At 69.7% G+C, this 26580-nt stretch carries 21 protein-coding genes; 9 read left to right on the top strand and 12 right to left on the bottom strand.

The window, feature by feature from the left end; translation table 11 throughout:
- Window positions 1–85: 85 nt before the first annotated feature.
- From AC1MFL_RS13430 to AC1MFL_RS13415, 4 genes are all read right to left on the bottom strand, one after another.
- Window positions 86–1474 (bottom strand): GAF domain-containing protein, encoded by a 1389-nt coding sequence (locus AC1MFL_RS13430; protein ID WP_479810387.1) that lies wholly within the window; start codon window positions 1472–1474, stop codon window positions 86–88.
- A gap of 91 nt (window positions 1475–1565) precedes the next feature.
- Window positions 1566–1856 (bottom strand): hypothetical protein, encoded by a 291-nt coding sequence (locus AC1MFL_RS13425; RefSeq protein ID WP_479810386.1) that lies wholly within the window; start codon window positions 1854–1856, stop codon window positions 1566–1568.
- 98 nt (window positions 1857–1954) lie between these two features.
- Window positions 1955–3424 carry an amidase gene (locus AC1MFL_RS13420; protein ID WP_479810385.1) on the bottom strand — a complete coding sequence of 490 codons (1470 nt, stop codon included), beginning with the start codon at window positions 3422–3424 and terminating at the stop codon, window positions 1955–1957.
- 285 nt (window positions 3425–3709) lie between these two features.
- On the bottom strand, window positions 3710–5146 hold the full coding sequence (locus AC1MFL_RS13415) for an FAD-dependent oxidoreductase (RefSeq protein ID WP_479810384.1): 1437 nt from the start codon (window positions 5144–5146) through the stop codon (window positions 3710–3712).
- A 174-nt stretch (window positions 5147–5320) separates the two neighbouring features.
- On the opposite strand from AC1MFL_RS13415, the gene rarD reads away from it, so the two are divergent.
- Window positions 5321–6352, top strand: coding sequence for an EamA family transporter RarD (gene rarD, locus AC1MFL_RS13410; protein ID WP_479810383.1), 1032 nt, complete (start codon window positions 5321–5323; stop codon window positions 6350–6352).
- Window positions 6353–6439: 87 nt separating this feature from the next.
- Here rarD and AC1MFL_RS13405 read toward each other — a convergent pair whose 3' ends face one another.
- A complete protein-coding gene (locus AC1MFL_RS13405; protein ID WP_479810382.1) occupies window positions 6440–7312 on the bottom strand; it encodes a universal stress protein in 873 nt (290 codons plus the stop codon).
- 201 nt (window positions 7313–7513) lie between these two features.
- Here AC1MFL_RS13405 and AC1MFL_RS13400 point away from each other — a divergent pair, with 201 nt between their 5' ends.
- The gene (locus AC1MFL_RS13400; RefSeq protein ID WP_479810381.1) at window positions 7514–8359 is read left to right on the top strand and encodes an AMIN-like domain-containing (lipo)protein; all 846 of its coding nucleotides are present in this window, start codon (window positions 7514–7516) and stop codon (window positions 8357–8359) included.
- 170 nt (window positions 8360–8529) lie between these two features.
- On the opposite strand, the gene gabT is transcribed toward AC1MFL_RS13400, so the two are convergent.
- Window positions 8530–9885 carry a 4-aminobutyrate--2-oxoglutarate transaminase gene (gene gabT / locus AC1MFL_RS13395; protein WP_479810380.1) on the bottom strand — a complete coding sequence of 452 codons (1356 nt, stop codon included), beginning with the start codon at window positions 9883–9885 and terminating at the stop codon, window positions 8530–8532.
- Between the two features lie 96 nt (window positions 9886–9981).
- A complete protein-coding gene (locus AC1MFL_RS13390; protein WP_479810379.1) occupies window positions 9982–11412 on the bottom strand; it encodes a gamma-aminobutyraldehyde dehydrogenase in 1431 nt (476 codons plus the stop codon).
- A 145-nt stretch (window positions 11413–11557) separates the two neighbouring features.
- Between AC1MFL_RS13390 and AC1MFL_RS13385 the strand changes: the two genes are divergently transcribed.
- From AC1MFL_RS13385 to AC1MFL_RS13365, 5 genes are all read left to right on the top strand, one after another.
- On the top strand, window positions 11558–13000 hold the full coding sequence (locus AC1MFL_RS13385; RefSeq protein WP_479810378.1) for a PucR family transcriptional regulator: 1443 nt from the start codon (window positions 11558–11560) through the stop codon (window positions 12998–13000).
- Window positions 13001–13384: 384 nt separating this feature from the next.
- Window positions 13385–14206: a polyphosphate kinase 2 gene (gene ppk2 / locus AC1MFL_RS13380; protein WP_479810377.1), complete on the top strand. Its 822-nt coding sequence runs from the start codon at window positions 13385–13387 to the stop codon at window positions 14204–14206.
- A gap of 26 nt (window positions 14207–14232) precedes the next feature.
- Window positions 14233–16965: a cation-translocating P-type ATPase gene (locus tag AC1MFL_RS13375; RefSeq protein ID WP_479810376.1), complete on the top strand. Its 2733-nt coding sequence runs from the start codon at window positions 14233–14235 to the stop codon at window positions 16963–16965.
- Between the two features lie 174 nt (window positions 16966–17139).
- On the top strand, window positions 17140–18510 hold the full coding sequence (locus tag AC1MFL_RS13370; RefSeq protein ID WP_479810375.1) for an MFS transporter: 1371 nt from the start codon (window positions 17140–17142) through the stop codon (window positions 18508–18510).
- A complete protein-coding gene (locus AC1MFL_RS13365) occupies window positions 18507–19187 on the top strand; it encodes a FadR/GntR family transcriptional regulator (protein ID WP_479810374.1) in 681 nt (226 codons plus the stop codon). Before AC1MFL_RS13370 ends, AC1MFL_RS13365 begins: the two co-directional genes overlap by 4 nt.
- A gap of 134 nt (window positions 19188–19321) precedes the next feature.
- Here AC1MFL_RS13365 and AC1MFL_RS13360 read toward each other — a convergent pair whose 3' ends face one another.
- Window positions 19322–19858, bottom strand: coding sequence for a hypothetical protein (locus tag AC1MFL_RS13360; RefSeq protein ID WP_301230865.1), 537 nt, complete (start codon window positions 19856–19858; stop codon window positions 19322–19324).
- Window positions 19859–19992: 134 nt separating this feature from the next.
- Between AC1MFL_RS13360 and AC1MFL_RS13355 the strand changes: the two genes are divergently transcribed.
- On the top strand, window positions 19993–20871 hold the full coding sequence (locus AC1MFL_RS13355; RefSeq protein ID WP_479810373.1) for a DUF1206 domain-containing protein: 879 nt from the start codon (window positions 19993–19995) through the stop codon (window positions 20869–20871).
- Between the two features lie 216 nt (window positions 20872–21087).
- Complete coding sequence (locus AC1MFL_RS13350) at window positions 21088–21669, top strand: hypothetical protein (RefSeq protein ID WP_479810372.1); 582 nt, start codon at window positions 21088–21090, stop codon at window positions 21667–21669.
- A gap of 11 nt (window positions 21670–21680) precedes the next feature.
- Here AC1MFL_RS13350 and AC1MFL_RS13345 read toward each other — a convergent pair whose 3' ends face one another.
- The 4 genes from AC1MFL_RS13345 to AC1MFL_RS13330 form a co-directional block, all read right to left on the bottom strand.
- A complete protein-coding gene (locus AC1MFL_RS13345; protein ID WP_479810371.1) occupies window positions 21681–22670 on the bottom strand; it encodes a DNA topoisomerase IB in 990 nt (329 codons plus the stop codon).
- A 159-nt stretch (window positions 22671–22829) separates the two neighbouring features.
- A complete protein-coding gene (locus AC1MFL_RS13340; protein ID WP_479810370.1) occupies window positions 22830–24290 on the bottom strand; it encodes an FAD-dependent oxidoreductase in 1461 nt (486 codons plus the stop codon).
- 51 nt (window positions 24291–24341) lie between these two features.
- Window positions 24342–25682 carry a uroporphyrinogen-III C-methyltransferase gene (cobA, locus tag AC1MFL_RS13335; protein WP_479810369.1) on the bottom strand — a complete coding sequence of 447 codons (1341 nt, stop codon included), beginning with the start codon at window positions 25680–25682 and terminating at the stop codon, window positions 24342–24344.
- A 457-nt stretch (window positions 25683–26139) separates the two neighbouring features.
- On the bottom strand, window positions 26140–26436 hold the full coding sequence (locus AC1MFL_RS13330) for a putative quinol monooxygenase (protein ID WP_479810368.1): 297 nt from the start codon (window positions 26434–26436) through the stop codon (window positions 26140–26142).
- Between the last annotated feature and the right edge of the window lie 144 nt (window positions 26437–26580).

The following is a 26580-nucleotide window of genomic DNA, read 5'->3' as shown; positions in this document are numbered from 1 at the left end:
TCCAATGCGTTCAGCCTAGGAGCGGGGAGGTTGCAGCCAGGTTGCAACCGGAGTGACCCGGGTCACTCCGGCGGGATCTGGCGGGTCAGGCGCTGAGTTCGGTCTCGAGCCGTTCCAGATCGGCGACGAGGGCGGCCCGCTTTGGCGAGCGGGGCGGCAGCAGTTTCAGCGCGGCGGTCCGGACCTCGACGTCGTCCCTGGCCTCGGGAAGCTCGGCGTACCGCAGGAGCGACTCGGCGCTGCCGTCGGTCAGCACCGCCTCGCGGAGCAGGGAGGAGACGCGGGTCCGCAGCTCGGCGATGCCGGGGGCCTCGGAGCGGGGCAGGACGGCACCGCGGTAGATCTCCAGGGCGATCCGGTGAGCGCCGCGCTGCAGGCAGCTCAGGACCTGGCCGGAATCCGGCACCAGGTCCAGCGGCAGCCGGTAAGGGCGTGACTGGGGAACAGCAGCCGGGTTGAGCTGCTGGAGGACCTTGCGCAGGCGGACCATCTCGGCCCGCAGCGTCATGGTGGACGCGTCGCCCTCGTAGAGGAGGGCGCAGAGTTCCTCGGCGCTGAGACCTTCCGGGTGGGTGCTGAGCAGGGCCAGGATTTCGCTGTGCCGGGCGGACAGGGCCAGGGTGCGGCCGTCGATGCTCAGCAGCGCCTGGTCCCGGCCGAGGAGCTGGAGGCTGTTGCGGTACAGGCTGCCGGCCGCGCCGTCGCTGTCCCGGGCCGCCGCGGCGGAGGCGGGGCCCCGGCGTCGGGCCGGCGAGGACTGCTTGGCGGCCGCGAGCTGGAGCCGCTCCACCCGCAGGTGTGCCTGGGCGGCGGCCACGGTGGCCTCGACCAGTGACAGGGTGTGCGGGGCGACGGCGGACTCGGTGCCGGTGATGTCGACGACGCCGAGCAGGGCACCGGAATCCGGGTCGTGGAAGGGCACGGCCGTGCAGCTCCAGGGGTGGACGGAGCGCTTGTAGTGTTCGGCGCCGGAGATCTGGATGCCGCGGCCCAGTGCCAGGGCGGTGCCGGGCGCACTGGTACCCACTGTGGCCTCGGACCAGTCTGCCCCGGGGACAAACATCATGCCTTCGGCCCGGCGGCGCATCTCGGCATCGCCCTCGACCCAGAGCAGCCGGCCCACTTCGTCCCCTACGGCGACCAGCATGCCGCTGTCGTGGCTGGGCAGGACCAGGAGCTTGTGGATGACCGGCATGATGGCGGCCAGCGGGTGCTGGCGCCGGTACTCTTCGAGCTCTTCGGTGTCCATCGCCAGCGGGGCTTCGGGGTTGTCCGGGTTGGCCTGCAGCTGGGCCGAGCGCCGCCACGACTCCTGGATCAGGCTGCTGAGGCCGGGCAGCTGCAGATCGGCCGGGAACACGAGCCCCCGCGAGTCCAGCTGCTCGTGTCCGGCGCTGGCGTACTGCTGGCGCAGCTCGGCGGGGGTGCCGCCTGCGGGCGGGAACCGGGCTGCCGGATGGATCAGATTCCTCATTGAACTCCCACCGGACGGGCACGACGGCGTGCCGGAGGCAGCCATGTCCGGTCAAGTGTAGTTCCGTCCGGGGAGTTTGGAAATGCCCTGCTCAGGGAGCCACCACGCCGCCCGGCAGCACGTAGCCCCGGACCTCGCCCAGCGCACGGGCTTCCGGCTCGGGCAGCCCGGCGGCGGCCACGAGTCCCCGGAATTCCCGGCCGCTGCTGAACCTGTCGAAGACGTCCCGGCTGGGACAGCTGTCCAGGACGATGATCCCCTCCGGGGTCTGCACGCACAGGTGCAGCTCGAGCTGGCCGGCGGGCAGCATCTCCAGCAGCCGGTCATGGGCTGCGAGCAGTTCGGCCGGGTCGCCGCGGAAGCTGTACATTCCGAGGTACATCGGAGCTCTCCTTAATTCGTGGTGGGTTCGTGGCGCCGGGTCAGCCCGCGGTGGTCTTGTGGCGCGGGGTCAGCCCGCGGTGGTCGTGTGGCGCGGGGTCAGCCCACGGGTCTGCCCGCGGTGGTTTCAGCCCCCGGGACGATCGGCCTCCGGCCGGCCCACGGCCGTGCCTGTTCGAGCTGGCCGGCCAGTCGGAACAGCGTGGCTTCCCCGCCGTAGGCGGCCAGGAAGGAGAACCCGACGGGCAGCCCGGCGGAATCAGTGGCCAGCGGAACGGACATCGCCGGGTTCCCGGTGACGTTGGCGTGCTCGCCGTTGAACATCAGGAAGCGCCCGGCTTCGCGTTCACCGCGGAGCGGATCTTCCGCGGTCGCCGTGAGTGCCCCCAGTGGCAGCGGTGGCCAGCCGACCGTGGGCGTCAGCCACAGGTCAAAATCCTGGAAAAAGGCCGCCACCCGCCGGGTGAACCGCTGCAGCTCCTCCACACCCTGCAGGTACTCACCCGCCGTGACCTTCCGCCCGCGCTCGAACAGCACCTCGGTGTAGGGTTCCAGCTCACCTGGCTGCGGACCGCGGCCCAGCCGCCGGGTCCAGTAGGCCTCGATCCACGCGGCGCCGCCGCCGTAGACCGCCCTCATAGCGCGATGCCCGGCCCGGCCTAAAGACGCTGGTTGCCCTTCCTCCACGGTGTGGCCCAGGGACTCCAGCAGCTTCACGGTGTCCTCGAACGCCTGCAGGTAGTCGGGATGGACGGTCTGGCCGCCGTGCGGGGTCGCGGTCGCGGCGATCCGCAGCCTCCCAGGCGGTGTCCGGACCTCGGCCAGGTACGGCCGTTCCTGCGGCGGCGCCCAGTAGGGGTCCCCGGGTGCCGGTCCGGCCACAGCGTCGAGCAGCGCGGCCGAGTCCCGCACCGTGCGGGTCAGGGCATGTTCCGCCGCGAGACCGCCGACGACGTCGCCGTATTCCGGGCCCAGCGGGACCCTGCCGCGGGAGGGTTTGAGGCCGAACACCCCGCACCACGCCGCCGGATAGCGCAGCGAGCCGCCGAGGTCGTTGCCGTGGGCCATCGGCACGATCCCGGCAGCAACCGCCGCCGCCGAGGCGCCGCTCGAGCCGCTCGTCGACAGCGCCAGGTTCCAGGGGTTGCGGGTGGCGCCGTGCAGCGCCGGTTCGCAGTGCGGGCTCAGGCCAAATTCGGAGGTGTTGGCCTTTCCCATCACGGCCAGTCCGGCCCGGCGGAAGCGGCGGGCCAGCTCCTGGTCGTGGCCCGAGACGTTTCCGGCCAGCCAGCGGGATCCTTCGCTGAACGGGGTCCCGGCGATCTCCAGCGCGAGGTCCTTCACCAGGAAGGGCACGCCCGCGAAGGGGGCATCGGGGGCGCTGCCCGGGCCGCCGTCGTGCGGGTCTCCGCGGCCGGGATCCAGCTCCACGATGACGGCGCTCAGCGCCGGGTTGAGGCGGCTGAGTCGCTCACGGGCCTCGGAGAGGAGTTCGGCGGCGCTGACTTGTCCGGAGCGGACCAGATCGGCCTGTTCCGTGGCGTCCATCCAGCGGAGTTCCTCGTCCACCATGCCCTCCGGGCCGGGGCACACTCCGTGGCACCCGCCAGCGCTCCGCAGCCCCGCTGCCCAACAGAATTCTACGTCTGCCAGCGGGACGGGGACAGGCCGTCGTCGTCCTCCCGAGCGGACTGCGCCGCCCCGGGCGCGGGGCCGGCAACGGGTTCCGCGCTGCGCCAACTGCCCTGCGCTGCGTCAGGGGCTCCGCGCTGCGCCAAGGCGCTGCCGACGCCGGAATGCCGGCGCGCCCGCGTTTTTGCGCGTCGCCAGGAATTCCGCGCCGCGCAACAGCACTCAGCCGCGGGAGATCTGCACCATGTCCTCGCGGGGGACCACCTTGACGCGTTCGCGCACGACGCCGTTGGCGTCCCCGGAAGCGGACCACTCCGCGCCAAGGGCCAGTTCGCGGGCGTCGAGCTTGTTCCAGCCTTCCCAGGTGGTGTATTCGACGCCGCGTTCCTCGAGGAGGTCGATGATCGCCTGCGGGTCCGGGTTCTGCGCCGGCGGGAGGTTCAGCCGGTCCTCGAGCAGGAAGCCGATCGTTTCCAGCGCGTCGCCCTTGGTGTGCCCGATCAGGCCCACGGGTCCGCGCTTGATCCAGCCGGTGGCGTAGATGCCCGGGACGGGATTTCCCTCGGCATCGAGCACCCGGCCGCCCTCGTTGGGGATGACACCGCGGCGGGCGTCGTATTCGAGTTCGTCCAGCGGCGAGCCGTGGTAGCCGATCGCACGGTAGACGGCCTGGACCGGGTAGTCGAGGTACTCCCCCGTGCCCTTGACGTTGCCGGTGCCGTCCAGCTGCATGCGCTCGAACTTGATGCCGGTGACCTTGCCCGGGTGCGCGGCGTCGTCGTGGATCTCCACCGGGCTGTGCAGGAAGTGCAGGTGCAGGCGCCGGGAGGACGGCTCCTCGGCCTCGGCGTGTTCCTCGACGAGCCAGTTGGTCAGGGTGTTGACCATGGTGCGGATCTGGTTGTTGCTGCGGATCGCTTCGTCCGAGGCCTCGTCGAACTCGAAGTCCTCCGGGTACAGGACGATGTCGACGTCCCGGGCGTGCGAGAGTTCACGCAGTTCCAGCGGCGTGAACTTGACCTGGGCCGGCCCGCGGCGGCCGAAGACGTGCACGTCCGTGACCGGGGACTTCTTGAGCGCCTGGTAGACGTTGTCCGGGATCTCCGTGACCAGCAGATCATCGGCGTGCTTGACCAGCATCCGCGCCACATCGAGGGCCACGTTGCCGTTGCCGATCACCGCGATCTCCTTGGCCTCCAGCGGCCAGTCCCGCGGAACGTCGGGGTGCCCGTCGTACCAGGAGACGAAGTCGGCCCCGCCGAAGGAGCCCTCGAGCCCGACGCCGGGAATCTCCAGGTCCGCGTCCTTGATGGCGCCGGTGGAGAAGATCACCGCGTCGTAGAAGGCACGGAAGTCGTGCAGGGTCAGGTCGCGGCCGTAGGTGACGTTGCCGAGGAAGCGGATGTCGCCGCGGTCCAGGACCTTGTGCAGCGCGTTGACGATCCCCTTGATCCGGGGGTGGTCCGGGGCGACGCCGTAGCGGATCAGGCCGTACGGGGCCGGGTACGCCTCGAAGAGGTCGATGCTGACCTCGAAGTCGCCGCCCTTGACTTCATTGGACTTGGTCAGGATGTCCGCGGCGTAGACGCCGGCCGGTCCGGCGCCGACGATCGCAACGCGGAGCGGACGTTTGGACGTGGTTTCGGCCGAGTTGGACACCGGGAACCCTTCTGAGTCTTAGCGACAGCGCCAGTTCATGCAGCGCACAATCCCCTATTCTAAATGTCCGCGCTGATGAAAGGGCGACCCCGTGACCGACATCGCAGGGATCGGTGCCCGGCGCCGGGGGCATTGGAACCGAAAGACAGGAATAGGGGTCCCGGAGGTGGTGTTATGGATTTTGTGCCTACCCCCGAACGCTCCCCCTCCCCTGCCGCGCTGAGCACTCCGGGCGCTGCCGCCCCCGGCGGCCCGTCGCAGCGTCCGCCGGCCGCCCTCAAGGCAGTGGACACGGACACGACGGCGGGAATCATCTTCGGGATCGGCGCTTACGGCCTGTGGGGGCTGATGCCGCTCTACTTCTTTATGCTGCAGCCAGCCGGAGCGGTGGAAATTGTGGCCAACCGGGTGCTGTGGTCCCTGCTGTTCTGCACCCTGCTGATCACCGTCACCCGCTCCTGGCGCGTCCTGGGCGCCGCCTTCCGGACCCGGACACTGATCCTCCCGCTGATCATCGCCGCGGTCCTGATCGCGGTGAACTGGCTGGTCTATGTGTACGGCGTGACCACCGGACAGGCCGTCGAAGCCTCGCTGGGCTACTTCATCAACCCGCTCGTCTCGGTCCTGCTGGGCGTGGTGGTGCTGAAGGAGAAACTGCGGCCGCTGCAGTGGGCCGCCGTCGTCATCGGTTTCATCGCCGTGGGCGTCCTGACGGTTTCCTACGGCAAACCGCCGTGGATTGCCTTGACCCTGGCGCTGAGCTTCGGCCTCTACGGCTTCGTCAAGAAGCGCGTCGGCCCGCGCGCTGACTCGATCACCAGCCTCACGGTCGAGACGATGGTGCTGGCGCCGGTCGCCGCCGCCGCGATGACCGTCCTGGCGCTTACCGGCGCCGCAACCCTGGCGGCCAACGGTCCCGCGCACTTCTGGCTCCTCGCGGCGTCGGGCATCATCACCGCCGTGCCGTTGCTGTTCTTTGGCGCCTCCGCCCGGCGCCTGCCGATGACCATGATCGGCCTGCTGCAGTACTTCGCCCCCGTGCTGCAGTTCATCGTGGCGCTGGCTGTGTTCCACGAACCCATGACGACCGACCGCTGGATCGGCTTCGGCGTCGTCTGGCTGGCGCTGCTGGTGCTCACCGTGGACATGCTCCTGGTCACGAGGAAGAACTCCGTGACCCGGAAGCTGGCCCGCGCGGCCGCCTGAGACTCGCCCCGGCGCCCCGGCGGCCCGGGGGCGGCCCGGGTGGCCGCCGGCGGCGGCCGCCCCCGCCGGCGTCGCACTCCCGCGCTGTCAGTCCTTCGGGCTGGTGTCGATCCGCACGTAGTCGCGCGGGACCACCACCATGGGTACCGGCAGGGCCAGGAGCACCTTGTGGGCGGTGCTGCCGATGAACAGTTTGTTCTTTTCCGCCAGGCGGGAAGAGCCCACGATCAGGATCTCGCCCTCGTCCCATTCGAGGTCGTCGATCGCTTCCTCGATCGTGCGCCCGTGGGCAACTTCAACGGTGACGTGGTGCCCGGCCGGGAGCCGGTGGGCTGCCGCGGTCAGGACGGTGTTGGCGTGGACATGCGCCGCGTTGATGTTTTCGCCGCTGTCGCCCTCGGCGTCGAGTTCCACGAGGGAGACCAGCCGCAGCGGGACACCGCGGCGTTCCGCGGATTCGATCGCGACGTCGATCGCCGCCTCCGCGCCGGCGCGCTGGCCCACCGCGAGCGTCAGCCGCGAAATCGGCTCCGTGCGGTGGTAGCCCCGGGGGGCCAGTGCCACCGGAACGGGCGAGGCGTGGAGCAGGGCGTTGGCCGCGCTGCCAATGGTGTACCGCTTGAACAGCCCGGAACTGGCGGCGCCCACGACGATCAGGCCGGCCTTGTATTCCAGTGCCGCGTCGATGAGGCCAGCGGCGTGCGAGTCGGCCTGGCGGACGTGGAACCGGCCCTCGATGTCCTTGGGGATGAGCGAGAGTCCCTCCCGTTCCGCGCTGAGGACTTCCTGTTCCGCGGCGCTGACACGGCTTCCCTCCGGGTTCATCGCGACGTAGGGGGTGCGCCGGTCCACCACGTAGACGAGGTCAAGGTGCGCGCCCTGCGCGCGGGCCATCGCCGAGGCCAGTGCGACTGCGTCGGCGCCGCGGTCGGTGGGTGTGTAGCCAACTACGTATCGCATGTATGAACCCCTTATGGGTCTGTGGCAGAAGCCAGCTTGGCCCCGGGGGTTCCGGGCGACGTCGGCCGGTCTGCGTTCCTGCAGTGGTAGGAACGACTCTAGCCCAGCGGGACCCGGAATTGGCCGTGGCAGTCCGTGACTTTCGGCCCTGAGCAGTGCAACCACCCGCCCCTAGGCTGGCAGTGTCGAGGGGAGCCCATCATGAGCGCGATTAACACGGGGAAGTTCCGCGTCAGTGCACGGAACGCCGGGGTGGGGATGCTGGCCCTGCTGCTGGCCCTGACCGCCTGCAGTCCGTCCACCCCACAACCCGGCGGAACCAGCCAGCCCGCGGCGTCCTCCAGCGCGCCTTCGCCCTCCCCCGCCACGTCGACGGCGGCCCCGTCGACGGCGGCCCCGTCGGCGGCGTCCCCGTCAGCGTCCGCCACAGCGTCCGCCACCGTGCCGGCCGACTCTGACGAAACGGCGCCGCCGCAAGCGGGCGTCAAGGTGATCTCCTCGAGGATCGCCCTCGACTGGACCTGGCCCGGCCCGGGCCAGCCGTTCAAGGCCACGCATGAGAACCCGGTGCCGATTGCCCCGCCGCCGGCCGCTCCCCTGCCCGCGCTGTACGCCATCGGAGCCGGGATGCACCCCGCGGAGACCCCGCCCTTCGACCAGATGAGCTTCCGGTTCCTGGGCGGGTTCCCGAGCTACGACATCGAGTTCGTGCCCGAGTTGATCGGCGACGGCAGCGGCCTGCCGGTTCCCATGCCTGGCACCGGCGCCATCCTGAAGGTCGTGTTCCGCGGTGCCCAGGCGCACACGGCGGACGGTACGGCCAGCACCATTACGCGGGAACCGGGCCCGGCGCTCGGCTACCCGGCGCTCACCAGCTACGCCCCGGCCGGGGACTTCGAGGGCGTCGTCACCTACGGGATCGGCGTCGGCCGGCCGACGAACCCGGTGCCGGAGACGAAGGTACGGATCTACGAGGTCGAGAAGATCGAGCGGGGCCAGCACGTGTACGTCGTCGCGGTCCAGCTCGACGCCAGTTACTGGAAATAGCGCGGGGCAACGCAGCTCAGCCCGTTGTAACAGCACTGCCAGCTAAGGCAGCGGAGCCGGTTCAAGCAGCAGAGCCCGTTGAAGTTAAGCAGCAGAGCCGCGGACGGTTCGTCCGCGGCTCTGCTGCTTCGTATCTGCCTTTAAGCCGGCTGACCGGCCCACCGGACCTGTCAGGCGTTCGCCTTGATGGCCGAGGCCAGGACCTGGAGTCCGTCCAGCAGCAGCTCGTCGCTGATGACCAGCGGCGGCAGCAGCCGGATGACGTTGCCGTAGGTGCCGCAGGTGAGGATGATGACACCCTCCTTGAGGCAGGCCGCGGCCACGGCCTTGGTCAGTTCCGGGTTCGGTTCCTTCGAGCCGGCCTGGACCAGTTCGATGGCCAGCATGGCGCCGCGTCCGCGGACGTCGCCAATGACCGGCTGCTCCCCGGCCAGTTCGCGCAGCTTGCCGAGGGCGATCTCCTCGATGTGCTTGGCACGGGCGTTGAGGCCGTACTGCTCCATCGAGCCGATGGCCGCCAGCGCCGCGGCGCACGCCACCGGGTTGCCGCCGTAGGTGCCGCCGAGGCCGCCCGGGTGGACGGCGTCGAGCAGTTCAGCGCGGCCGGTGATGGCGGAGAGCGGCATGCCGCCGGCGATGCCCTTGGCCATGGTGATGATGTCCGGGATGACGCCCTCGTGGTTCACGGCGAACCATTCACCGGTGCGGCAGAAACCGGACTGGACCTCGTCGGCGATGAAGACGATGCCCTTGTCCTTGGCCCACGCGGCCAGCGCCGGCAGGAACCCCTCGGCCGGGACGATGAAGCCGCCCTCGCCCTGGATGGGTTCGATGATGATCGCGGCAACCTGCTCGCCGCCGATCTGCTTCTCGATCATGCTGATGGCGCGCTTGGCGGCCTCGGCGCCGGTGATCTCCGGGTTTTCCTCGCGGTACGGGTAGCTCATCGGCATGCGGTAGATCTCGGGCGCGAACGGCCCGAAGTTGGTCTTGTAGGGCATGGCCTTGGCGGTCAGCGCCATGGTGAGGTTGGTGCGGCCGTGGTAGGCGTGGTCGAAGGCAACGACGGCGTCGCGGCCGGTGGCGAGGCGGGCCACCTTGACGGCGTTTTCCACGGCTTCGGCGCCGGAGTTGAACAGCACGGTGCGCTTCTCGTGGTCACCGGGCGTGAGGCGGTTCAGCTGCTCGGCGACGGCCACGTAGCCCTCGTAGGGCGTGACCATGAAGCAGGTGTGGGTGAAGTGCTCCACGGCTTCCTTGACCGCGCCGACGACGGCAGGGTCGGAGGCGCCGACGCTGGTCACGGCGATGCCGGAGCCCAGGTCGATGAAGGAGTTGCCGTCGACGTCGTGGATGATGCCGCCGTCGGCGTCGGCGACAAACACGGGGACGCTGGACGCGACGCCGGCGGCGACGACGGCCTTGCGGCGTTCGGTCAGGGCGAGGGACTTCGGGCCCGGGAAGTCGGCCTGGACGCGGCGTTTCTGCTCAAGACGGTAGGTGATGTCATGTGCGGTGGTGGTCATGGGAAAGCCTTTCTTGACTGAATGGGGCCACGCCGGCAGGGTTCCCTGGCCGAAGCGGAGCGAGGTTAGGGCGCCGGTGGGGACTATGCGGCAGCGTTATGCATCTAATGCGGACATAACGTGCTTGATGCGGGTGTAGTCCTCCACGCCGTACATGGAGAGGTCCTTGCCGTAGCCGGACTGCTTGAAGCCGCCGTGCGGCATTTCGGCGGTCAGGAGGATGTGGGTGTTGATCCAGACGGCGCCGAAGTCCAGGTCGCGGCTCAGGCGCATGGCCGTGCCGTGGTTGGAGGTCCAGACACTGGAGGCGAGGGCGTAGTCGACGTCGTTCGCCAGCTCCACGGCCTCTTCCTCGGTGCTGAATTTCTGCACCGTGATGACCGGGCCGAAGGCTTCCTTCTGCACGATGTCATCGCTCTGCATGGCGCCGGTGACGATGGTGGGCTCGAAGAAGAACCCCTTCTCGCCTGCCTGGTGGCCGCCGGTCTCGATCCGGCAGTTGGCCGGGAGGGACTCCACCAGGGCCTTGACCGTGTTGAAGTGGTTCACGTTGTTCAGCGGGCCGAAGTAGTTGTCCTCGTCGTTCTGCGAGCCGGTGCGGAGGGTCTTCGTGTGCTCGACGAGGGCCGCCACGAGATCGTCATAGGCGGTGTCCTGGACCAGCACGCGGGCGATCGCGGTGCAGTCCTGGCCGGCATTGAAGAACGCGAACTCGGCGATGGCCGCGGCGCTCTTCTTGATGTCGGCGTCGGCGAAAACGACGGCGGGGGCCTTGCCGCCGAGCTCCAGGTGGGCGCGCTTGAGGCCCTTCGCGGCGCCGGAGGCGACGGCGATGCCGGCCCGGACGGAGCCGGTGATCGAGACGAGGCCGGGGACCTTGTGTTCCACCATCCGGGCGCCGGTCTCGCCGGTGCCCAGAATGACGTTGAGCACGCCGGCCGGGAAGATCTCGCCGGCGAGGCGGGCCAGGACCAGGGTGGATTCCGGGGTGGTGTCCGAGGGCTTGAGCACGATGGTGTTGCCCGCGGCCAGGGCGGGGCCGATCTTCCAGATGGCCATCAGGAATGGGTAGTTCCAGGGCGCGACCTGCGCGACGACGCCGATCGGTTCGCGCCGGACGAAGGAGGTGTGGCCCTCGAAGTATTCTCCGGCGGACTTGCCCTCCATGATGCGGGCGGCACCGGCGAAGAAGCGCAGCTGGTCGGCGCCGGCGGCAACCTCCTCGGAGGCGATCAGCGAGCGGACCTGGCCGGTGTTGCGGTGCTGGGCCTCGACGAGCTCGTCGCTGTTCGCCTCGACGGCGTCGGCGAGCTTGAGCAGCATGAGCTGGCGCTGCCCCGGCGTCGTGCGCTTCCAGCTTTTGAAGGCGTCCTTCGCGGCGGTCATGGCGGCGTCGACGTCGGCCTGCACCGAGACCGGGGACTTCGCAACGACGTCGCCGTTGGTGGGGTTGACGATGTCCAGCATCGCGGTGCCGGCGGGGGTGACGAACTCGCCGTTGATGAAGTTCTGCAAGGTTTGAACCACGGTGTGCAACCTCTTTCGCGCTGAAAAGGACCCAATGAGACTGCTCCGAGCCTATGCCAGCCGGTCAACCCCAGGGAATAGTCACCTGCACACCGTTGTCGCCATAATTTAGTGCGCTTGACCAGCCCCCGGTTATCCTGATTCCATGGCCATTTCACTCGCTGCCCTGCTGGCGGTGCCATCCCTTAAACTCGCCAAGGCCGGCCTCGCCGAAACCACCTGGCACCAGGACATTGTCTGGGTGGCAGTCACCGAGCAGGAGGACCCGCAGCGCTTCCTCAACGGCGGCGAACTGATCCTCACCACCGGCATGCGGCTCAAGAGCGCCCCGGAACAGCGCCGCTTCGTGCGCCAGGTCCAGCGCGCCGGGGCGGTGGGCATCGGGTTCGGGATCGGCCTGACGCACGACGCCGTGCCGCCGGCCCTGATTGCCGAGGCCAACCGCTGGGGGCTGCCGGTGGTCGAGGTGCCGTACGAGACGCCGTTCATCGCGATCGGCAAGCTCGTCGCCGACGCCCAGGCCGCGGACCACTTCACCAAGCTGGAGCGGCTCATCGCCGGGCACCAGATCCTGGCCCGGGCCCTGCTCACCGGCGGCGGCCTCGCCGAACTCCTCAAGCACCTCGGTTCCATGCTGCGCACCGACATCGTGATGACCCAGTTCACCGCGCAGCTCTACAACAGCATCCCCGGCCATCCCGCGCCGAGCGCCGAGGGCTGGGCCTCCTTCCCGATCCCCACCGGCCGCCGCGACGCGTGCACCCTGTGGGTCAAACAGCCCTTCGAGGACTCGGGGATCGTGGGCTACGCCCAGAACCTGATCAGCGTCGAGCTCAACAACATGGTCAAGCAGCGCCAGTCCCAGCGCGCCCTGGCCGGGCAGGTGCTCGAGGACGTGATCCACGGGACCCTGGACTCCAGCGAGGCCACCCGGCGGCTCGCCGGGATCGGCGTCAACAGCACCCGACGGAACGTGGTCCTGCTGGCCGAGTCCGCCGCGCACTTCAAACAGCTCGGCACCTCCTCGCTGCCGCAGCCGCTGGAGAAGTCGGTGAGCGCCGTCGTCGGCAAGGACCTGGTGGCGGTGGTGCCCGACGACGGCAGCGGCGCCAGCGCGCTGGCCCGGAGCCTCAGCGACCACCTGGCCGAGGCCGGGATCCACGCCACGATCGGGATCGGCGGGGCGTACACCAAGCCCAACGGGCTGCGCTGGAGCTACTTCGAGGCCCGCGACGCGGCCAGCCACGGCCTGCCCGTTAACGAACCCGAGCGGCTGAGCCTGACCTCGCTGCTGCTGGCCAGCGAGGATGTGCCGCTGGCGGACATGGCCAACGAGGCGCTCAACCCGCTCCGGACCTTCGACGCCGCCCACGGCGCCGAGCTGATGGCGACGCTGGAGAGCTACCTGAACAACAACGGCTCGGTGGCCGCCGTCGCCGAGGCGCTCACGCTGCACCGGAACACGGTCCGCTACCGGCTGGCGCAGATCACCGAGCTCACCGGCTACGACCCGGCCCAGACCTCGGACCGGGTGCAGCTCTGGCTCGCCCTGGCCGTGCAGCGCCTCGGCGCCCGCCACCCCCGCTGACCCACCCCTCCCCCACCCCCACTAGAGCAACGCGGGGTCACATCCGGCCCATCCGGGGCCCCGACATGGGCGCGATGTGACCCCGCGTTGCTGGTGGAGGGCGACGGCGGCGGGCCACCTTCCCCGGGCCGGCGCCTCAGTCCCGGGTTTGGCGCGTCAATCCCGGGTCCGCGCGCCAATAGGGTCTTAGTGCCGTAGACCCGGATTCCGGCCAGGGCCAACACTGGGAGAGGCAGGTCGCTGCACGGGAGTGCGCGTGACGGGTGCCTACGACTCGCCGGCCCCGTTCCCGTCCCCGTTCCCCGGGTGAAATTGCCGGTCCCGTCGGTGTCACGGTGCGGTTGCCTGATTCGCCCTAGGAAGTAACCGACTAGGAGGCCGAACGTGGGCAAAAAGAAGAAGAACAAGAAGAGCGCCGACGAGGAGCTCGGGACAAAGATGCGCCGCAAGGAATACGAGGCGGAAATGGCCAAGCTGCAGGGCGAACTGGTCGCCCTGCAGGAGTGGGTCAAGTCCACCGGAGCCAAGATCTGCATCGTGTTCGAGGGCCGTGACACGGCCGGCAAGGGCGGCACGATCAAGCGCATCGTCGAGCGGGTGAGCCCCCGCGTGTTTCGGGTCGTGGCACTGCCCACACCGACTGAGCGGGAGAAATCCCAGATGTACCTGCAGCGCTATATGTCGCATTTCCCGGCGGCCGGCGAGGTGGTCATCTTCGACCGCAGCTGGTACAACCGGGCCGGCGTCGAGCGCGTGATGGGCTTCTGCACCCCCGAGCAGACCGAGAAGTTCCTCAACATGACCCCGCTTGTGGAGAAGGCGATGGTCGACTCCGGCATCATCCTGCTCAAGTTCTGGCTCGAAGTCAGCGCGGACGAGCAGACCCGGCGGCTCAAGAGCAGGATGGACGATCCGCGCAAGACGTGGAAGCTCTCGCCGATGGATTTGAAGTCCTACAGCCGCTGGTACGACTACTCCCGGGCACGGGACGCCATGTTCGAGGCGACCGACACCGCCTGGGCGCCCTGGTACGTCGCGAACAACGACGTCAAGAAGCGCGGCCGGCTCAATATCATCAGCCATCTGCTGAGCCAGGTGCCCTACGAGCCGTTCCCGGGGCTCGACGTCGAACTCCCCAAGCGCCAGAAGGCCGGCGACTACCGCGAGCCGACCCTGCCGGTGCGGCACATTCCCACCCCGTTCTGAGCAGCGTCCGCGATGAGGAGTAAGTCATGACCGACAAGTCCGGAGCAGCAGCAGCGGTGGTCCCGGCCGAGGCGGACGCGACCTGGTACGCGCTGGCACCCGGGGAGGTCGCAGCGGAGCTGCGGGTGGACCCGGCCCGCGGCCTGAGCGCGGCCGAGGCGCAACAGAGGCTGCAGGAGTACGGCCCCAACGCGCTGGCCGCCGCGAAGCAGGAGCCGGTCTGGAAACGGTTCTTCAAGCACTATGCGGACTACATGCAGATCGTGCTCGTGGTCGCCGCGCTGGTCAGCCTGCTGATCGAGGAATACGGCACGGCCATCGGGCTCGCCGTCCTGACGCTGTTCAACGCGTGGCTGGGATACCACCAGGAAGGCAAGGCCGAGGCGGCCGCCGCTTCCCTGGGGAAGATGATGAAGGCGATGGCCAAGGTGCGCCGCGACGGCGTCATGGCGGAGGTCCCCGCCGAGCAGATTGTGCCCGGCGACATCGTGGTGGTCGACGCCGGTGACCGCGTCCCCGCCGACGGCCGGATCATCCTGGCGGCGACCCTGCAGATCGAGGAGGGTGCCCTGACCGGCGAGAGCGTCGCGGTCGAGAAGGACACCGCGTCCATCAGCCGGCACGACGTCGGCATCGGAGACCGCCTGAACATGGCGTTCATGAACACCAACGTCACCCGCGGCCACGGCGAGATCCTGGTGACCACCACGGGCATGGGGTCGGAGGTGGGCCACATCGCCCACATGCTGTCCGGACAGAAGGCGGAGAAGACCCCGCTCACCAAGCAGGTGGACCGGCTCACCATCTTCATCATCATCGCGGCCCTCTTCGCTTTCATCGCCATCGTCGCGATGGGCCTGGCCCAGGGCGAATCCTTCGCAGTGCTCTTCGGGATCGGCGTGGCGCTGGCGGTCGGCTCGATCCCGGACGCGCTGCCCGCCGTCGTCACCACGATCCTGTCCGTCGGCTCGGTCAACATGGCCAAGAAAAACGCCATCATGAAGGTCCTGCCAGCGGTGGAGACCCTGGGCTCCACCTCGGCGATCAATTCGGACAAGACAGGCACCCTGACCCTGAACCAGATGACGGTCCGGGAGATCACCACCGTGCAGCACCACTACACCGTGAGCGGTGAGGGCTACAGCTTCGACGGCCAGGTCCAGCGGACCACCGGCGACGCCGAACGGGACCTGGACTACGTGATGTTCCCGTGCGCGCTGTGCAACGACTCCGACATCCAGGACGGCGAGGTCATCGGGGACCCCACCGAGGCGGCGCTGTATGTGCTCGCGCAGAAGGGCGGCGTGGACGTCACCTCGTTCCGCAGGAACCATCCGCGGGTGGCTTCGGTCCCCTTCGACTCCGACTACAAGTTCATGGCAACGTTCCACCGGATGCCGGGCGCCGACGGCAGGCCGGTCATCCGGGCCTACGTAAAGGGGGCGCCCGACGTCGTCCTCAGCAGGTCCTCGTCCGGGCGGATGCCGGGCGGCCGCGGCCAGGTCCTCACGGAGGAAACGCGCGCGCGGGTGCTCGCCGAGAACGACCGGATCGCCAGCCAGGGCAGGCGGGTGCTGGCCCTGGCGCAGCGCGAGTTCGACCCGGCGACGTTCGACCCGTCCGGGGACCTCATGGCGCTCATGCAGGACCTGGAGATCAGCGCCCTGATCGGTGAGGTCGACCCGCCGCGCGCTGAGGCGGTGGCCGCCATCGCCACGGCGAAGCAGGCCGGCATCCGGGTCCGGATGATCACCGGAGACCACGCCGTCACCGCCTCGGCGATCGCCGAGGAACTCGGCATCAGGGGACGTGCGGTCACCGGCGCAGAGTTCGCGGCGATGTCCGACGACGAGGCCGACAGCCAGGTGGACGGCATCGGCGTGATCGCCCGGGTCGCGCCCGAACACAAGGTCCGGCTGGTCCAGGTGCTCAAGCGCAAGGGCCACGTCGTGGCCATGACCGGCGACGGCGTGAACGATGCGCCGGCGATCGCGGCCGCGGACATCGGGATCGCGATGGGCATCACGGGCACCGACGTCGCCAAGGGCGCGGCCAAGATGATCCTCGCCGACGACAACTTCGCCACCATCGTCGCGGCCGTCGAAGAGGGCCGGCTGGTGTACGACAACCTGCAGAAGTTCATCCGGATCCAGGTCGCCAACCTGTTCATGTTCATTCTGGCGTTCATCGGATCGTCCGCCTTCGCGATCGCCGGGACGGCGCTGTTCAGCCCGGCCCAGGTGCTGTGGATCCACATGGCGATTGTCGCGCCGATCGGCGCGGTGATGGGCCTGGACCTCGCCACGCCTGGGATCATGGACCGCAAGCCGCGGCCCTTCAACCAGCCGATCATCGTCCGGTCCATGATGCTGCGGCTGGTCGGCGTCGGACTGTTCATGGCGGCCGCGACGCTGGTCCTCGTCCAGCTCGGCAAGACCAACTATGGCTCCCTCGAGGTCGGCCAGAGCATGGGGGTTGTGGGTCTGGGGCTGATGAACATCGCCGTCGCCCTCAACCTGCGCTACCCCACGGAGAGCGCTTTCGGAGCCTCCACCCTCTCCAACCCGAAGCTGCTGTGGTCCTTCGCGTGGGCCTTCGTCGGGTCGATGCTGATCACCCAGATGCGGGTGCTGCAGGACCTGTTCGGCACGGTCCCGCTCACCGGACGGGAGTGGGTTGCCTGCCTGGTTCCGGCCGTGCTGCTGCTGGTGCTCGGTGAACTCTTCAAGATCCTCCTCCGGGCCCGCCACGCCCACTAGCCCCGACCCCGCCGCCCCAGCAACGCGGGGTCACATCGCGCCCATCCCGGGCACCAACATGGGCGCGAAGTGACCCCGCGTTGCTGGTGGAAGGGGCGACGGCGGCCGCCCCACCTGCCGAGATTTCCGCCACTAAAGGCTAGACATCAAACATCAAACGTCTAACCTTTAGGAATGGCTATCAGCACGGCGGCGTCCGCCCCTCCCCAGACAGCACCTCCCGCCGTCGAGCGCGCACCCCGCGGCGTGGTCATCGCCGGAGTCGTCGCGATTGTGCTGATCGGCCTCAACCTGCGCGCCGGCATCACCGGCGCCGCCGCGCTCCTGCACGACCTGCAGGAAGTCCTGGGCTACGGGCCGCTGGTCGCGGCCATCATTCCCTCGATCCCCACGCTGTGCTTCGCCGTGGCCGGCGCCGCGACCTCCTGGCTCACCCGGCGGCTGGGCCTCGAGAAGGCCATCCTGCTCTCCCTCGTGCTGCTCGCGGCCGGGCTGCTGGTCCGCGGCATCCCGTCGACCGGCATGCTGGTGGCGGGCACCGTCGTCGGGATGTCCGGGCTGGCGATCTGCAACGTGGCGATGCCGTCCTTCATCCGGGTCCATTTCGCGCACCGGACCTCGCTGATGACGGCGCTCTACACCGTGACCATGACCACCGGCGCCACCGTGGTCGCCGTGCTGATCGTCCCGGTGGCGCAGCAGCTCGGCTCGCCCTCCGCCGGGGTCGGCGCGATCGGCTTCCTGGCACTCGGCGCCTGCCTCGGTTTCCTGCCGATCGCCCTGCACGCCCACCGCAACGCGCCTGCCGTCAAAGCCGGCCGGGTCTCCCCCTGGCCGCTGCTGCGGACCCGCACCGGCGCGCTGATTACTCTCGGCTTTACGGTCCAGGCCCTGCTGGCCTACGCCGTGCTCAGCTGGTTCCCCTTCATGCTGGTCACGCTGGGCCTCTCCGCCTCCGAGGCCGGCCTGATGTTCGGCCTGATGCAGCTCGTCTCCGTCCCGGCGGGCATGGTGCTGGTCGCAATCGGTTCACGCCCCCGGATGCAGCGCACCGCCTTCTACCTGGCCACGGTCACGATGGCCGTCGGGGTCCTGTCCATGCTGGTCCTGCCGGTTTCCTGGGCCCCGCTGACCGCGGTGCTGCTCGGCTTCGGGCTCGGCATCTTCCCGCTCGTGATGGTGATGATCAGCCGCAGCGGCCGTACCACCGCCGAAACCACCGCCCTGTCCACGGTCGCGCAGTCCGCGGGCTACCTGCTGGCAACGCTCGGCCCGTTCGGCATGGGGCTGCTGCACAGCGCCACCGGGGCCTGGACGCTGCCGCTGGTGCTGCTGCTCGCCGTCGCCCTGGGCCAGATCGCCGTCGGGCATCTGCTGACCGCCCGGCCCAAGGTCCCCATCCGCAGTGGGCCGCAGCAGGGGGAACCGCCCCGTGCGGAGCCGCACCGTGCCGGCACCGCCGTCGCCGTCCCGGTCGGCACCGCCGTCAACTCCGGCGCCGCGTCCGCCCCCGTCGCAGCGTCCGCCGGAAAGGGGCAGTCATGACACTCACCACGTCCCACCGGCCGCCGCTGGTGGAGGAGATCACCGGCAAGCTGCGGGAGCTGATCCATTCGGGCGAATGGCCGCTGCAGCAGCGGATCCCGGCCGAACCCGAACTCATGGCTGTCCTCGGAGTCTCGCGCGGCACCCTGCGCGAGGCGGTCAAGGCGCTGGCGCACAGCGGCATGCTGGAAGTCCGCCGCGGGGACGGCACCTACGTGCGCGCCACCAGCGAGATTTCCGGCGCCGCCCAGCGGATGTACCGGGACCACTCGCAGGTCCACATCCTGGAGGTCCGGGTCGGCCTGGACACCCAGGCGGCCCGGCTCGCCGCCCGCCACGCGAGCGCCGACGACGTCGAGGCGCTGCGCCTGCTGCTGGAGGCCCGCCGCACCGCCTGGCACGCCGGGGACTACACCGGCTGGGCCCGGGCGGACTGGGATTTCCACGTCCTGGTGGCGCAGGCGTCGGGCAACCCCCTGCTCCACGAGCTGTACAACAGCTTCGGGGCCGTCTTCCACGCCGACCTGCTCCGGCAGCAGCGCCGCGGCGGCTTCGACGGACTCCCGCACGAGGGCCACGACGAGCTCGTGGACGCCATCGCCGCACACGACGAAACTGCCGCCGTCGAGAGCGTGCACCGGAACCTGAACTCCTGCGCGGAGTGGATCCAGCAGTAGGTCCTCCCGGCCCAACGATGAAGGCCTCCGCCCCGGAATCTCGTTCCGGTGCGGAGGCCTTCGTTGTTGGGGCCGGCGTTGTTGGGGCCGGCACGGCGAGCGCGGGAGCCCCCGCGCCGGCCGTGGAGCCTCTGCTAGCGCGCGAGGCCCGCGAACACGTTCTTGGGACGCTGCATTTCGCCGTGCTTGGCACCGAGGACAATCACCGTGCCGGAGAGGACGGGGATGGCCCACTGCAGGATCTTCAGCTGCTGCTGTGCGGAGCGGAGTTCCTCGGACGCGCCGGGCTTGGGCTCGGTGGCACCCTTGGCACCCTCGCCGGCCAGCTTGTCCACCTTGGCGCCCTGGAGCCCGGCGTACAGGCTGACACCCGCACCGGCCAGGGTCACGATGGACTTGATGACGCTGAGGCGCATGACGCCGTCCTGCTTGGCCATCCGCCCCTTGTTCTCCCACATGATCGCGAGGCCGGAGAGGAAGTGCGCGCCGAAGGCCGCCGTCTGGACCGGGGCCCACTTCTTCCAGCCCAGGCTCGACAGCCGGGTGCGTTCGGCCGGGTCCTTGGCCTCCGCCGTCGCGCCGTTCAGCCCGATGGCGCCCATCAGCGAGCCGCCGAACCAGGCGCCCGCCGTCAGGTCGTGGATGGATCGGGCAACAAGATTACCTGCCATGGAGAGCTTCCTATCGTCTGTGTTCGAATCCGGAACTGCCGCAGCCTTCGAAGGACCGCGACTCGGCTATGGTAAGCACACTTATGAAAAAGTTGATAGTCCGGCCGTGCAGTCCCCTGCGTAGACTCGGCGGCATGGATTTATCCGGGGCGGACGGCCGTTCCCCCGCCGCTGGAGGGAGCGGCGGGGGAACCCTCAGCGAGGCTGCCGGCGACGCAGCCGACGCGGCCGAGGCGGCGTCGAACAGCGCGGCGCTCGACGTCGTCGCCCGGTCCGGTTTCGCTGTGATGGCGCTGCTGCACATCGTGATCGGCGCGATTGCCGTGGCACTCGCGCTGGGCGCCCCGGGACAGGCCGAGCCCACCGGGGCGATCGAACAGCTCGCGGCCAACCCGTGGGGCCCGGCGGTCATGTGGGCCGGTTTCATCGCGTGCGTCGGGCTCTCCCTGTGGCAGCTGAGCGAGGCAACCCTGCGGGCCAGGCACCTCCCGCGGCGGCAGCGGCTCGGCAAGCTCGTGTCCTCCGGCTTCCTCAGCATCGCCTACGGCAGCGTGGGGCTGAGCTTCGCCGGCTTCGCCCTCGGCACCCCGGGCGATTCCGGTGACTCGACGCGGGACTTCAGCACCGCCCTCGTGCGCAGCCCTTTCGGGGTGCCGGCGCTGGTCGGACTGGGCCTGACCGTCATCGGGATCGGCGTGTACTTCATCGTCAAGGGCGCGGGGAAGAAGTTCAAGGAGGAGCTGGCCCATTTTGAGGGGACACACCGGGGCCGGCTGGTCAGCGGCTTCGGCGTCGCCGGGCACATCGCCAAGGGTGCGGCGCTGATCCTGACCGGGCTGCTGTTTGTCATCGCCGCAGCCACCAACGACCCCGGCTCGTCCACGGGACTGGACGGCAGCCTCAAGGCCCTGCAGGACCATCCGTTCGGCCCGGCCCTGCTCGCGGCGATCGGCGCGGGGTTCATCGCGTACGGGGCGTTCGCACTGCTTCGGGCACGCTTCGGACGGATGTAGGTCCGGCTGCAGCCCTGGCTGCAGCGCCCGCCGGCGCCCGCCGGGGACGCGCCGCCGGGGACGCGCCGCCGGGGACGCGCCGCCGGGGACGCGCCGCCGGGGACGCCGCCGGCGGGGACGCCGCCGGCGCCGTCCTGTTCCCGGCCGCGCTTTGGCGATATCGTGTGAGCTAGGCTCCGTTCACACCCTCAGCAGTCTGGTTCTCCGAGGTGGGCCATGAGTTACGTTCCCGTCAGCAGACGCACCATCCGGCGGCACCGTGAATCCGAGCGATCCACCCGGCGCCTCGTCTTCGTGCTGTCTGCAGCGGCTGCCGTGGCGTGGCTGCTGTCCGTCACCTTGTCCACCGCAGTCCACGCTGACAGTTATGTCCAGAACATCGCCGTCGTGCTGCACGTCCTGTGTATGGTGGTGGCCTTTGGCGCCATCATCCTGCTGGACTGGCACGGCTTCCTGTGGCTTATCGGCAGGCGCAAACTGGCCGAGACCATCCGGCTCGACGGGGCAGCCACCCCCCTGATCTGGGGCGGCCTCGCCGGCATGCTGGCCACCGGCGTGTTCCTGAACCCGCACCTGACCAACCCGATGACGGACGTCAAGCTGGCCGCCGTCCTGGTGCTCAGCCTGAACGGCACCATGCTGATCCCGCTCATGCGGCGGCTGGCCCGCCAGCCCGACGACGCCTCGTTCAAAGACCTGACGGTCGGGCAGCGGACGCATCTGCTCGTGTGCCTGGTCATCTCGCAGGCCTGCTGGTGGACCGCGATCGTGATCGGGTTCATCAACGCCGGGTTCTGAGCCGGGCCCGCTCAGCGCAGCGGGACCACGTCGCCTTCCTGGTAAAGCAGGGACCGGACCTCGGATTCGGCGGAGTCGGGCCGCTTCGGGTCGATGGTCTCCCCCGCGGCGAAGTGGTCCAGGACCCGCGGATCCACATAGCTCTTCCGGGCGATCGACGGCGTGTTCCCCAGGACCGCGGACGCGTCCACCATGGCGCGGCTCACCGCACGTTTGCGGGCGGAAACCTTGGGCTGCGGGCCGCTCCGCGCCAGGCTCGCGGCGGCGGCGACCGTCCCGCGCAGGGTGCGGAAGTCCTTGGCGGTGAAGTCCTGCCCGGTGCGCTCCTTGACGTACTGGTTGATTTCCTGGCTGGTCACCGGGTGCCAGCTCCTGCCCTCCTTGTACGCCAGCAGGCGGGCGTTGCCGCCGCGGCGCTTGAGCTGGCGCACGACGGCGGCGAGGTCGGCGTCGTCGATCCTTGACTCCCAGGTCTTGCCGCTCTTGGCCGGGAAGCTGAGCCGGATCTCGTCCTTGCGGACCCGCACGTGGGCGCAGAGCAGGGTGGCGAGGCCGTGGCTGCCGTTTTCGTTGGTGTAGCGCTCGGAGCCGACCCGCAGCGAGCCGCTGTCCAGCATCCTGAAGGCGGCGGCCAGCACCCGGTCCCGGGTGAGTCCCTCGGAGCGCAGGTCCATGGTGACCCGCCGGCGCGCGGCCGGCAGGGTTTCCGCGAGCTGGAGCGAGCGGTCGAACTTGAGCCGGTCCTTCCGCTCCCGCCAGCCCGGATGGTAGATGTACTGGCGCCGGCCGACCGCGTCGACCCCGGTGGCCTGGATGTGCCCGTTGTCGTAGGGCGCAATCCAGACATCCGTCCAGGCCGGCGGGATGCCGATGCTTTCCAGGCGCTCACGCACCGGCCCGGGCGCCAGGGTGGAGCCGTCCAGGTCCTTGTAGCTGAAGCCGGTCCCGGCCGCGACGCGGCGGTAGCCCCGGCCGGACGCGTTGCTGCGACGGAGCCTCATCGGCGGATCCCTGGCATCTGCTGCTCATCCATAACGGTAAGCCTACTGACTAAAGCCCCGTTTTGCCCTCCCACCCCAAACAACGCGGGGTCACTTACGGCCCATAATCCCCTCCGGGATGGGCGCGATGTGACCCCGCGTTGCTGGGGGGTGCGGGGGTCAGACCTCTGCGGCCACGCCGCCGCGGGAGATTTCCACCATGGCCTCGCGCGGGACCACCTTGATGCGCTCGCGCCGGATGCCGTCCGCACCGGCGTCGGCGCTTGCCTTCTCGCCGAGGGACCGCTCGTGCGCGTCCAGCGCCAGCCAGCCTTCCCAGCTGGTGTACTGCACGCCGCGGTTTTCCAGCAGTTCGACGATCGTCTCCGGTGCCGGTGCCGCGGCCAGCGGCAGGTTTTCGCGGTCCTCAAGCAGGTAGGTCACGGTTTCCAGGGCGTCGCCCTTGGTGTGGCCGATCAGCCCGACGGGTCCGCGCTTGATCCAGCCGGTGGCGTAGATGCCCGGCACGTGGGTGCCGGCGGCGTCCAGGACGCGGCCGCCGTCGTTCGGTACGACACCCCTGCTGTGGTCGAACTCGACCTCGGGCAGCGAGGAACCGAAGTAGCCGATGGCGCGGTACACGGCCTGGACCTGGTAGTCGACGAACTCGCCGGTGCCGCGGGCATTGCCCGTGCCGTCCAGCTCGGTGCGCTCGAACTTGATGCCGGCGACGCGGCCGGGGGTGGCGGCGTCGTCGTAGACCACCACCGGGCTGTGCAGGAAGTGCAGGTGCAGCCGGCGGGAGGCCGTGAGCTCGGCGAGGTCTTCGGGCTGCTCGGCGATCCAGTTCGTGAGGGTGCCCACCATGGTCTTGGTCTGGTTGTTGCTCTGGATCTGGCGGTCCGATTCGGCGTCGAACTCGAAGTCCTCCGCGTACAGGATGATGTCCACATCCTTGGAGTGGGACAGCTCGCGCAGCTCCAGCGGGGTGAACTTGACCTGGGCGGGTCCGCGGCGGCCGAAGACGTGCACGTCGGTGACCGGGGAGGATTTCAGGCCGGCGTAGACGTTGTCCGGGATTTCGGAGACGAGGAGGTCATCGGCGTGCTTGGAGAGCATCCGGGCGACGTCGAGGGCCACGTTGCCGTTCCCGATCACGGCGACCTCCCGGGCGTCCAGGGGCCATTCGCGGGAGACGTCCGGGTGGCCGTCGTACCAGGAGACGAAGTCGGCGCCGCCGTAGGAGCCCCCGAGTTCGATGCCGGGGATGTTCAGGTCCGCGTCCTTGATGGCGCCGGTGGCGAAGATGACGGCGTCGTAGTGGGTGCGGAGGTCCTCGAGGGAGAGGTCCGTGCCGTAGTCGACGTTGCCGAAGAAGCGGATGTCGCCGCGGTCCAGGACCTTGTGCAGGGCGTTGACGATGCCCTTGATCCGCGGGTGGTCCGGGGCGACGCCGTAGCGGATGAGTCCGTAGGGCGCCGGGTAGCGGTCGAAGAGGTCGATGCTCACTGTGAGCTCGCCGCTCTTGACGGCCTCGCTCTTGGTCAGGATGTCCGCGGCATACACCCCGGCGGGTCCGGAGCCGACGACGGCGATGCGCAGCGGGCGGGCGGCAGTTCCTACAGGGGTGTTTGTTGACACGGCTGTGTTCCTTTTTCTGTCACGGCCCATCCGACTCGCAGTCAAGTGCCGTTATGAGGGCTCATAACCGGCTCTGCTGCGAGCTAGTTGGGTGGGGTCTAGGGGGTCAGTACGCGGGTGCGGGCGGTGCGGGGGGGCGTTCGGGGAGGTGGTGCTGTAGTCCGCGGTCCTGAAGTGCGACGGCGCGAACGGGCTGACGCGGACCACGTCACCAATCACGATCACGGCGGGGTTCGCGACGCCTGCAGCCTCCGCCTGGTCCGCGATGGTCCCGAGCGTTCCGATGGTCACCCGCTGGTTCGGCAAGTAACCATTCTCTACGATGCCAACCGGCGTCCCCGCTGGCAAACCGGCGCGTCCCAGCGCGGCCGCGGAATCGCGCAACTGGCCCACGCCCATGAGCAGGATCACGGTGTGGTCGGCCCGGGCCGGGACTTCGGAGAGTTCCTCGTGGCCGGTGACCACGCTGAAGCCCTTGGCCAGCCCGCGGTGCGTGACCGGGATGCCGGCGGCGGCGGGGACCGAGATGGCCGAGGTGACGCCGGAAACCACTTCAACCTCGACGCCGTGCTGCCGGCAGAACTCTGCTTCCTCGCCGCCGCGGCCCAGGACGTACGGGTCGCCGCCCTTGAGCCGGACCACGCGGTGCCCCTGCAGGGCCTCGTCGACCAGGATCCGGTTGATCTCGGCCTGCGGGACGGGGTGGTGGCCGGGGGTCTTGCCGACCTCGATCACGCGGACGTCGGGGGCCAGTTCGCTGAGGAGCTCACGCGGGCCCAGCCGGTCGGCGACGACGACGTCAGCCTGGCCCAGGAGCCGGCGGCCGCGGACGGTGATGAGCCCGGTGTCGCCGGGTCCGCCGCCGACGAGCGACACGGATCCGGCGGTTGTGGTTGCGCCTGTGCCGGAAACACGGCGCCGGCGCAGCGGCAGGTCCCCACTTTCCAGGGCGGTGGCGACGGCGTCGCGCAGGGCCATGGCGCGGCGCGGGTCTCCCCCGGCGTTCACGGCAATCTTGATGTCATCGACGACGGCGACGGCGGGCGTCCACGCGGCCGAGGCCTCGTGGTCGGAGGCGTTGACGCACCAGATGCGCTGCGCCTCCGCGTCGGCGGCCACCTGGGCGTCCACGGCGGGGCTTCCGGTGGCGGTCTGGACGAACCAGGCGCCGTCGACGTCGTCCGAACGGTACGTGCGCTGCTCCCAGCTGAGGAGGCCGGCGCCGGCAAGGTCGTTCAGGGCCGGGCAGGCCAGGGGCGCGACGACGGTGACCCGGGCCCCGGCGTCGAGCAGTCCCTTGGCGCGGCGTGCGGCGACCGGGCCGCCGCCGACGACCAGCACGGGGCGGCCAAGGAGGCGCAGCGCCGTGGGGTAAATGTCCTGAATTGCCATGCATCGACGATAGGGCGGCGTCAGACGGTGAAACAACGGTGCGGAAACACCCGTTCACGCAGGGTAATGCCGCGTCACATAGTTGTGGCGGGCTGCCGGGTGGTTTGGGGGCGGGCCGGCGGCTGTCCGGTGCCGCCTGGCGGGCGCGGTAGGGCTGCGGGGCATGTTGCGGGCGGTCCGGGGGCAAACCCAGGCACGCCTTGGCGGGCTTCGCGGGCACCCAGGCAGCACTCCGGGGGCACTTTCACGGCCGCGGCAGCCACTCGAGGCTCTAATGGCGGCGTGTCCGCGCCAAAGTGCCCCCGCTCCGCAGGCGGCCCGACGGCGACGGCACCTCGGCTGCGGCGCGACGACGGCGGCGTCCCGGCTGCTGCTCGACGGCGGCGGCGTCCCGGCTGCTGCTCGACGGCGGCGGCGCGCGAGCAGCCACCCACCAGCAGCGGCGCGGCCCCCGGGCCTACTTCACCGCGATGAGCTCGATGAGCTTAATGTCCGGGTCCTTGGCTAGCATCGCCGGGCCGTGCTGGCCGAGAGCCGCGGGGATGGCGCCGTCGAGGTGGGCCTGCCGGTCCTCCTCGGTGTCAAAGGTGTCAAAGATGCCGAACGTGTTCTCGTTGACGCGGAAGGCGTACCAAGTCCGGGTGCCGGGCTCAGCCAGAACGATGTCGCGGCCGCCGTTGAGGAAGTCCCAGACATCCTGCTCCTTCCCGGGCTTGGCTTCGACCAGTGCCAGCACTCCGTATTTTGGCGCCACGGCTGTCTCCTCAGAATTGGGCGGGGTCGGCCGCAAACCGGCCTATAGCCGCGAGTGTAGGCCCGTCCCGGGGTCCGGACAAGGCGTCGCGAGGAGGAGCCCGCGATGCTTGGGGGGTGCCCGCGTTGCTTGTGGGCGGAGCGT

This window comes from Arthrobacter sp. BG3 (genome assembly GCF_056680185.1).
This window is presented reverse-complemented; position numbering and strand designations above follow the sequence as displayed.

What these genes read in the sequence shown, in the direction of transcription:
- AC1MFL_RS13430 (WP_479810387.1), bottom strand. Translation starts at nt 1,474, where the DNA reads ATGAGGAATCTGATCCATCCGGCAGCCCGGTTCCCGCCCGCAGGCGGC.
- AC1MFL_RS13425 (WP_479810386.1), bottom strand. Translation starts at nt 1,856, where the DNA reads ATGTACCTCGGAATGTACAGCTTCCGCGGCGACCCGGCCGAACTGCTC.
- rarD (WP_479810383.1), top strand. Translation starts at nt 5,321, where the DNA reads ATGGATTTTGTGCCTACCCCCGAACGCTCCCCCTCCCCTGCCGCGCTG.
- AC1MFL_RS13405 (WP_479810382.1), bottom strand. Translation starts at nt 7,312, where the DNA reads ATGCGATACGTAGTTGGCTACACACCCACCGACCGCGGCGCCGACGCA.
- AC1MFL_RS13400 (WP_479810381.1), top strand. Translation starts at nt 7,514, where the DNA reads ATGAGCGCGATTAACACGGGGAAGTTCCGCGTCAGTGCACGGAACGCC.
- gabT (WP_479810380.1), bottom strand. Translation starts at nt 9,885, where the DNA reads ATGACCACCACCGCACATGACATCACCTACCGTCTTGAGCAGAAACGC.
- AC1MFL_RS13385 (WP_479810378.1), top strand. Translation starts at nt 11,558, where the DNA reads ATGGCCATTTCACTCGCTGCCCTGCTGGCGGTGCCATCCCTTAAACTC.
- AC1MFL_RS13375 (WP_479810376.1), top strand. Translation starts at nt 14,233, where the DNA reads ATGACCGACAAGTCCGGAGCAGCAGCAGCGGTGGTCCCGGCCGAGGCG.
- AC1MFL_RS13370 (WP_479810375.1), top strand. Translation starts at nt 17,140, where the DNA reads ATGGCTATCAGCACGGCGGCGTCCGCCCCTCCCCAGACAGCACCTCCC.
- AC1MFL_RS13365 (WP_479810374.1), top strand. Translation starts at nt 18,507, where the DNA reads ATGACACTCACCACGTCCCACCGGCCGCCGCTGGTGGAGGAGATCACC.
- AC1MFL_RS13360 (WP_301230865.1), bottom strand. Translation starts at nt 19,858, where the DNA reads ATGGCAGGTAATCTTGTTGCCCGATCCATCCACGACCTGACGGCGGGC.
- AC1MFL_RS13355 (WP_479810373.1), top strand. Translation starts at nt 19,993, where the DNA reads ATGGATTTATCCGGGGCGGACGGCCGTTCCCCCGCCGCTGGAGGGAGC.
- AC1MFL_RS13350 (WP_479810372.1), top strand. Translation starts at nt 21,088, where the DNA reads ATGAGTTACGTTCCCGTCAGCAGACGCACCATCCGGCGGCACCGTGAA.
- AC1MFL_RS13345 (WP_479810371.1), bottom strand. Translation starts at nt 22,670, where the DNA reads ATGAGGCTCCGTCGCAGCAACGCGTCCGGCCGGGGCTACCGCCGCGTC.
- cobA (WP_479810369.1), bottom strand. Translation starts at nt 25,682, where the DNA reads ATGGCAATTCAGGACATTTACCCCACGGCGCTGCGCCTCCTTGGCCGC.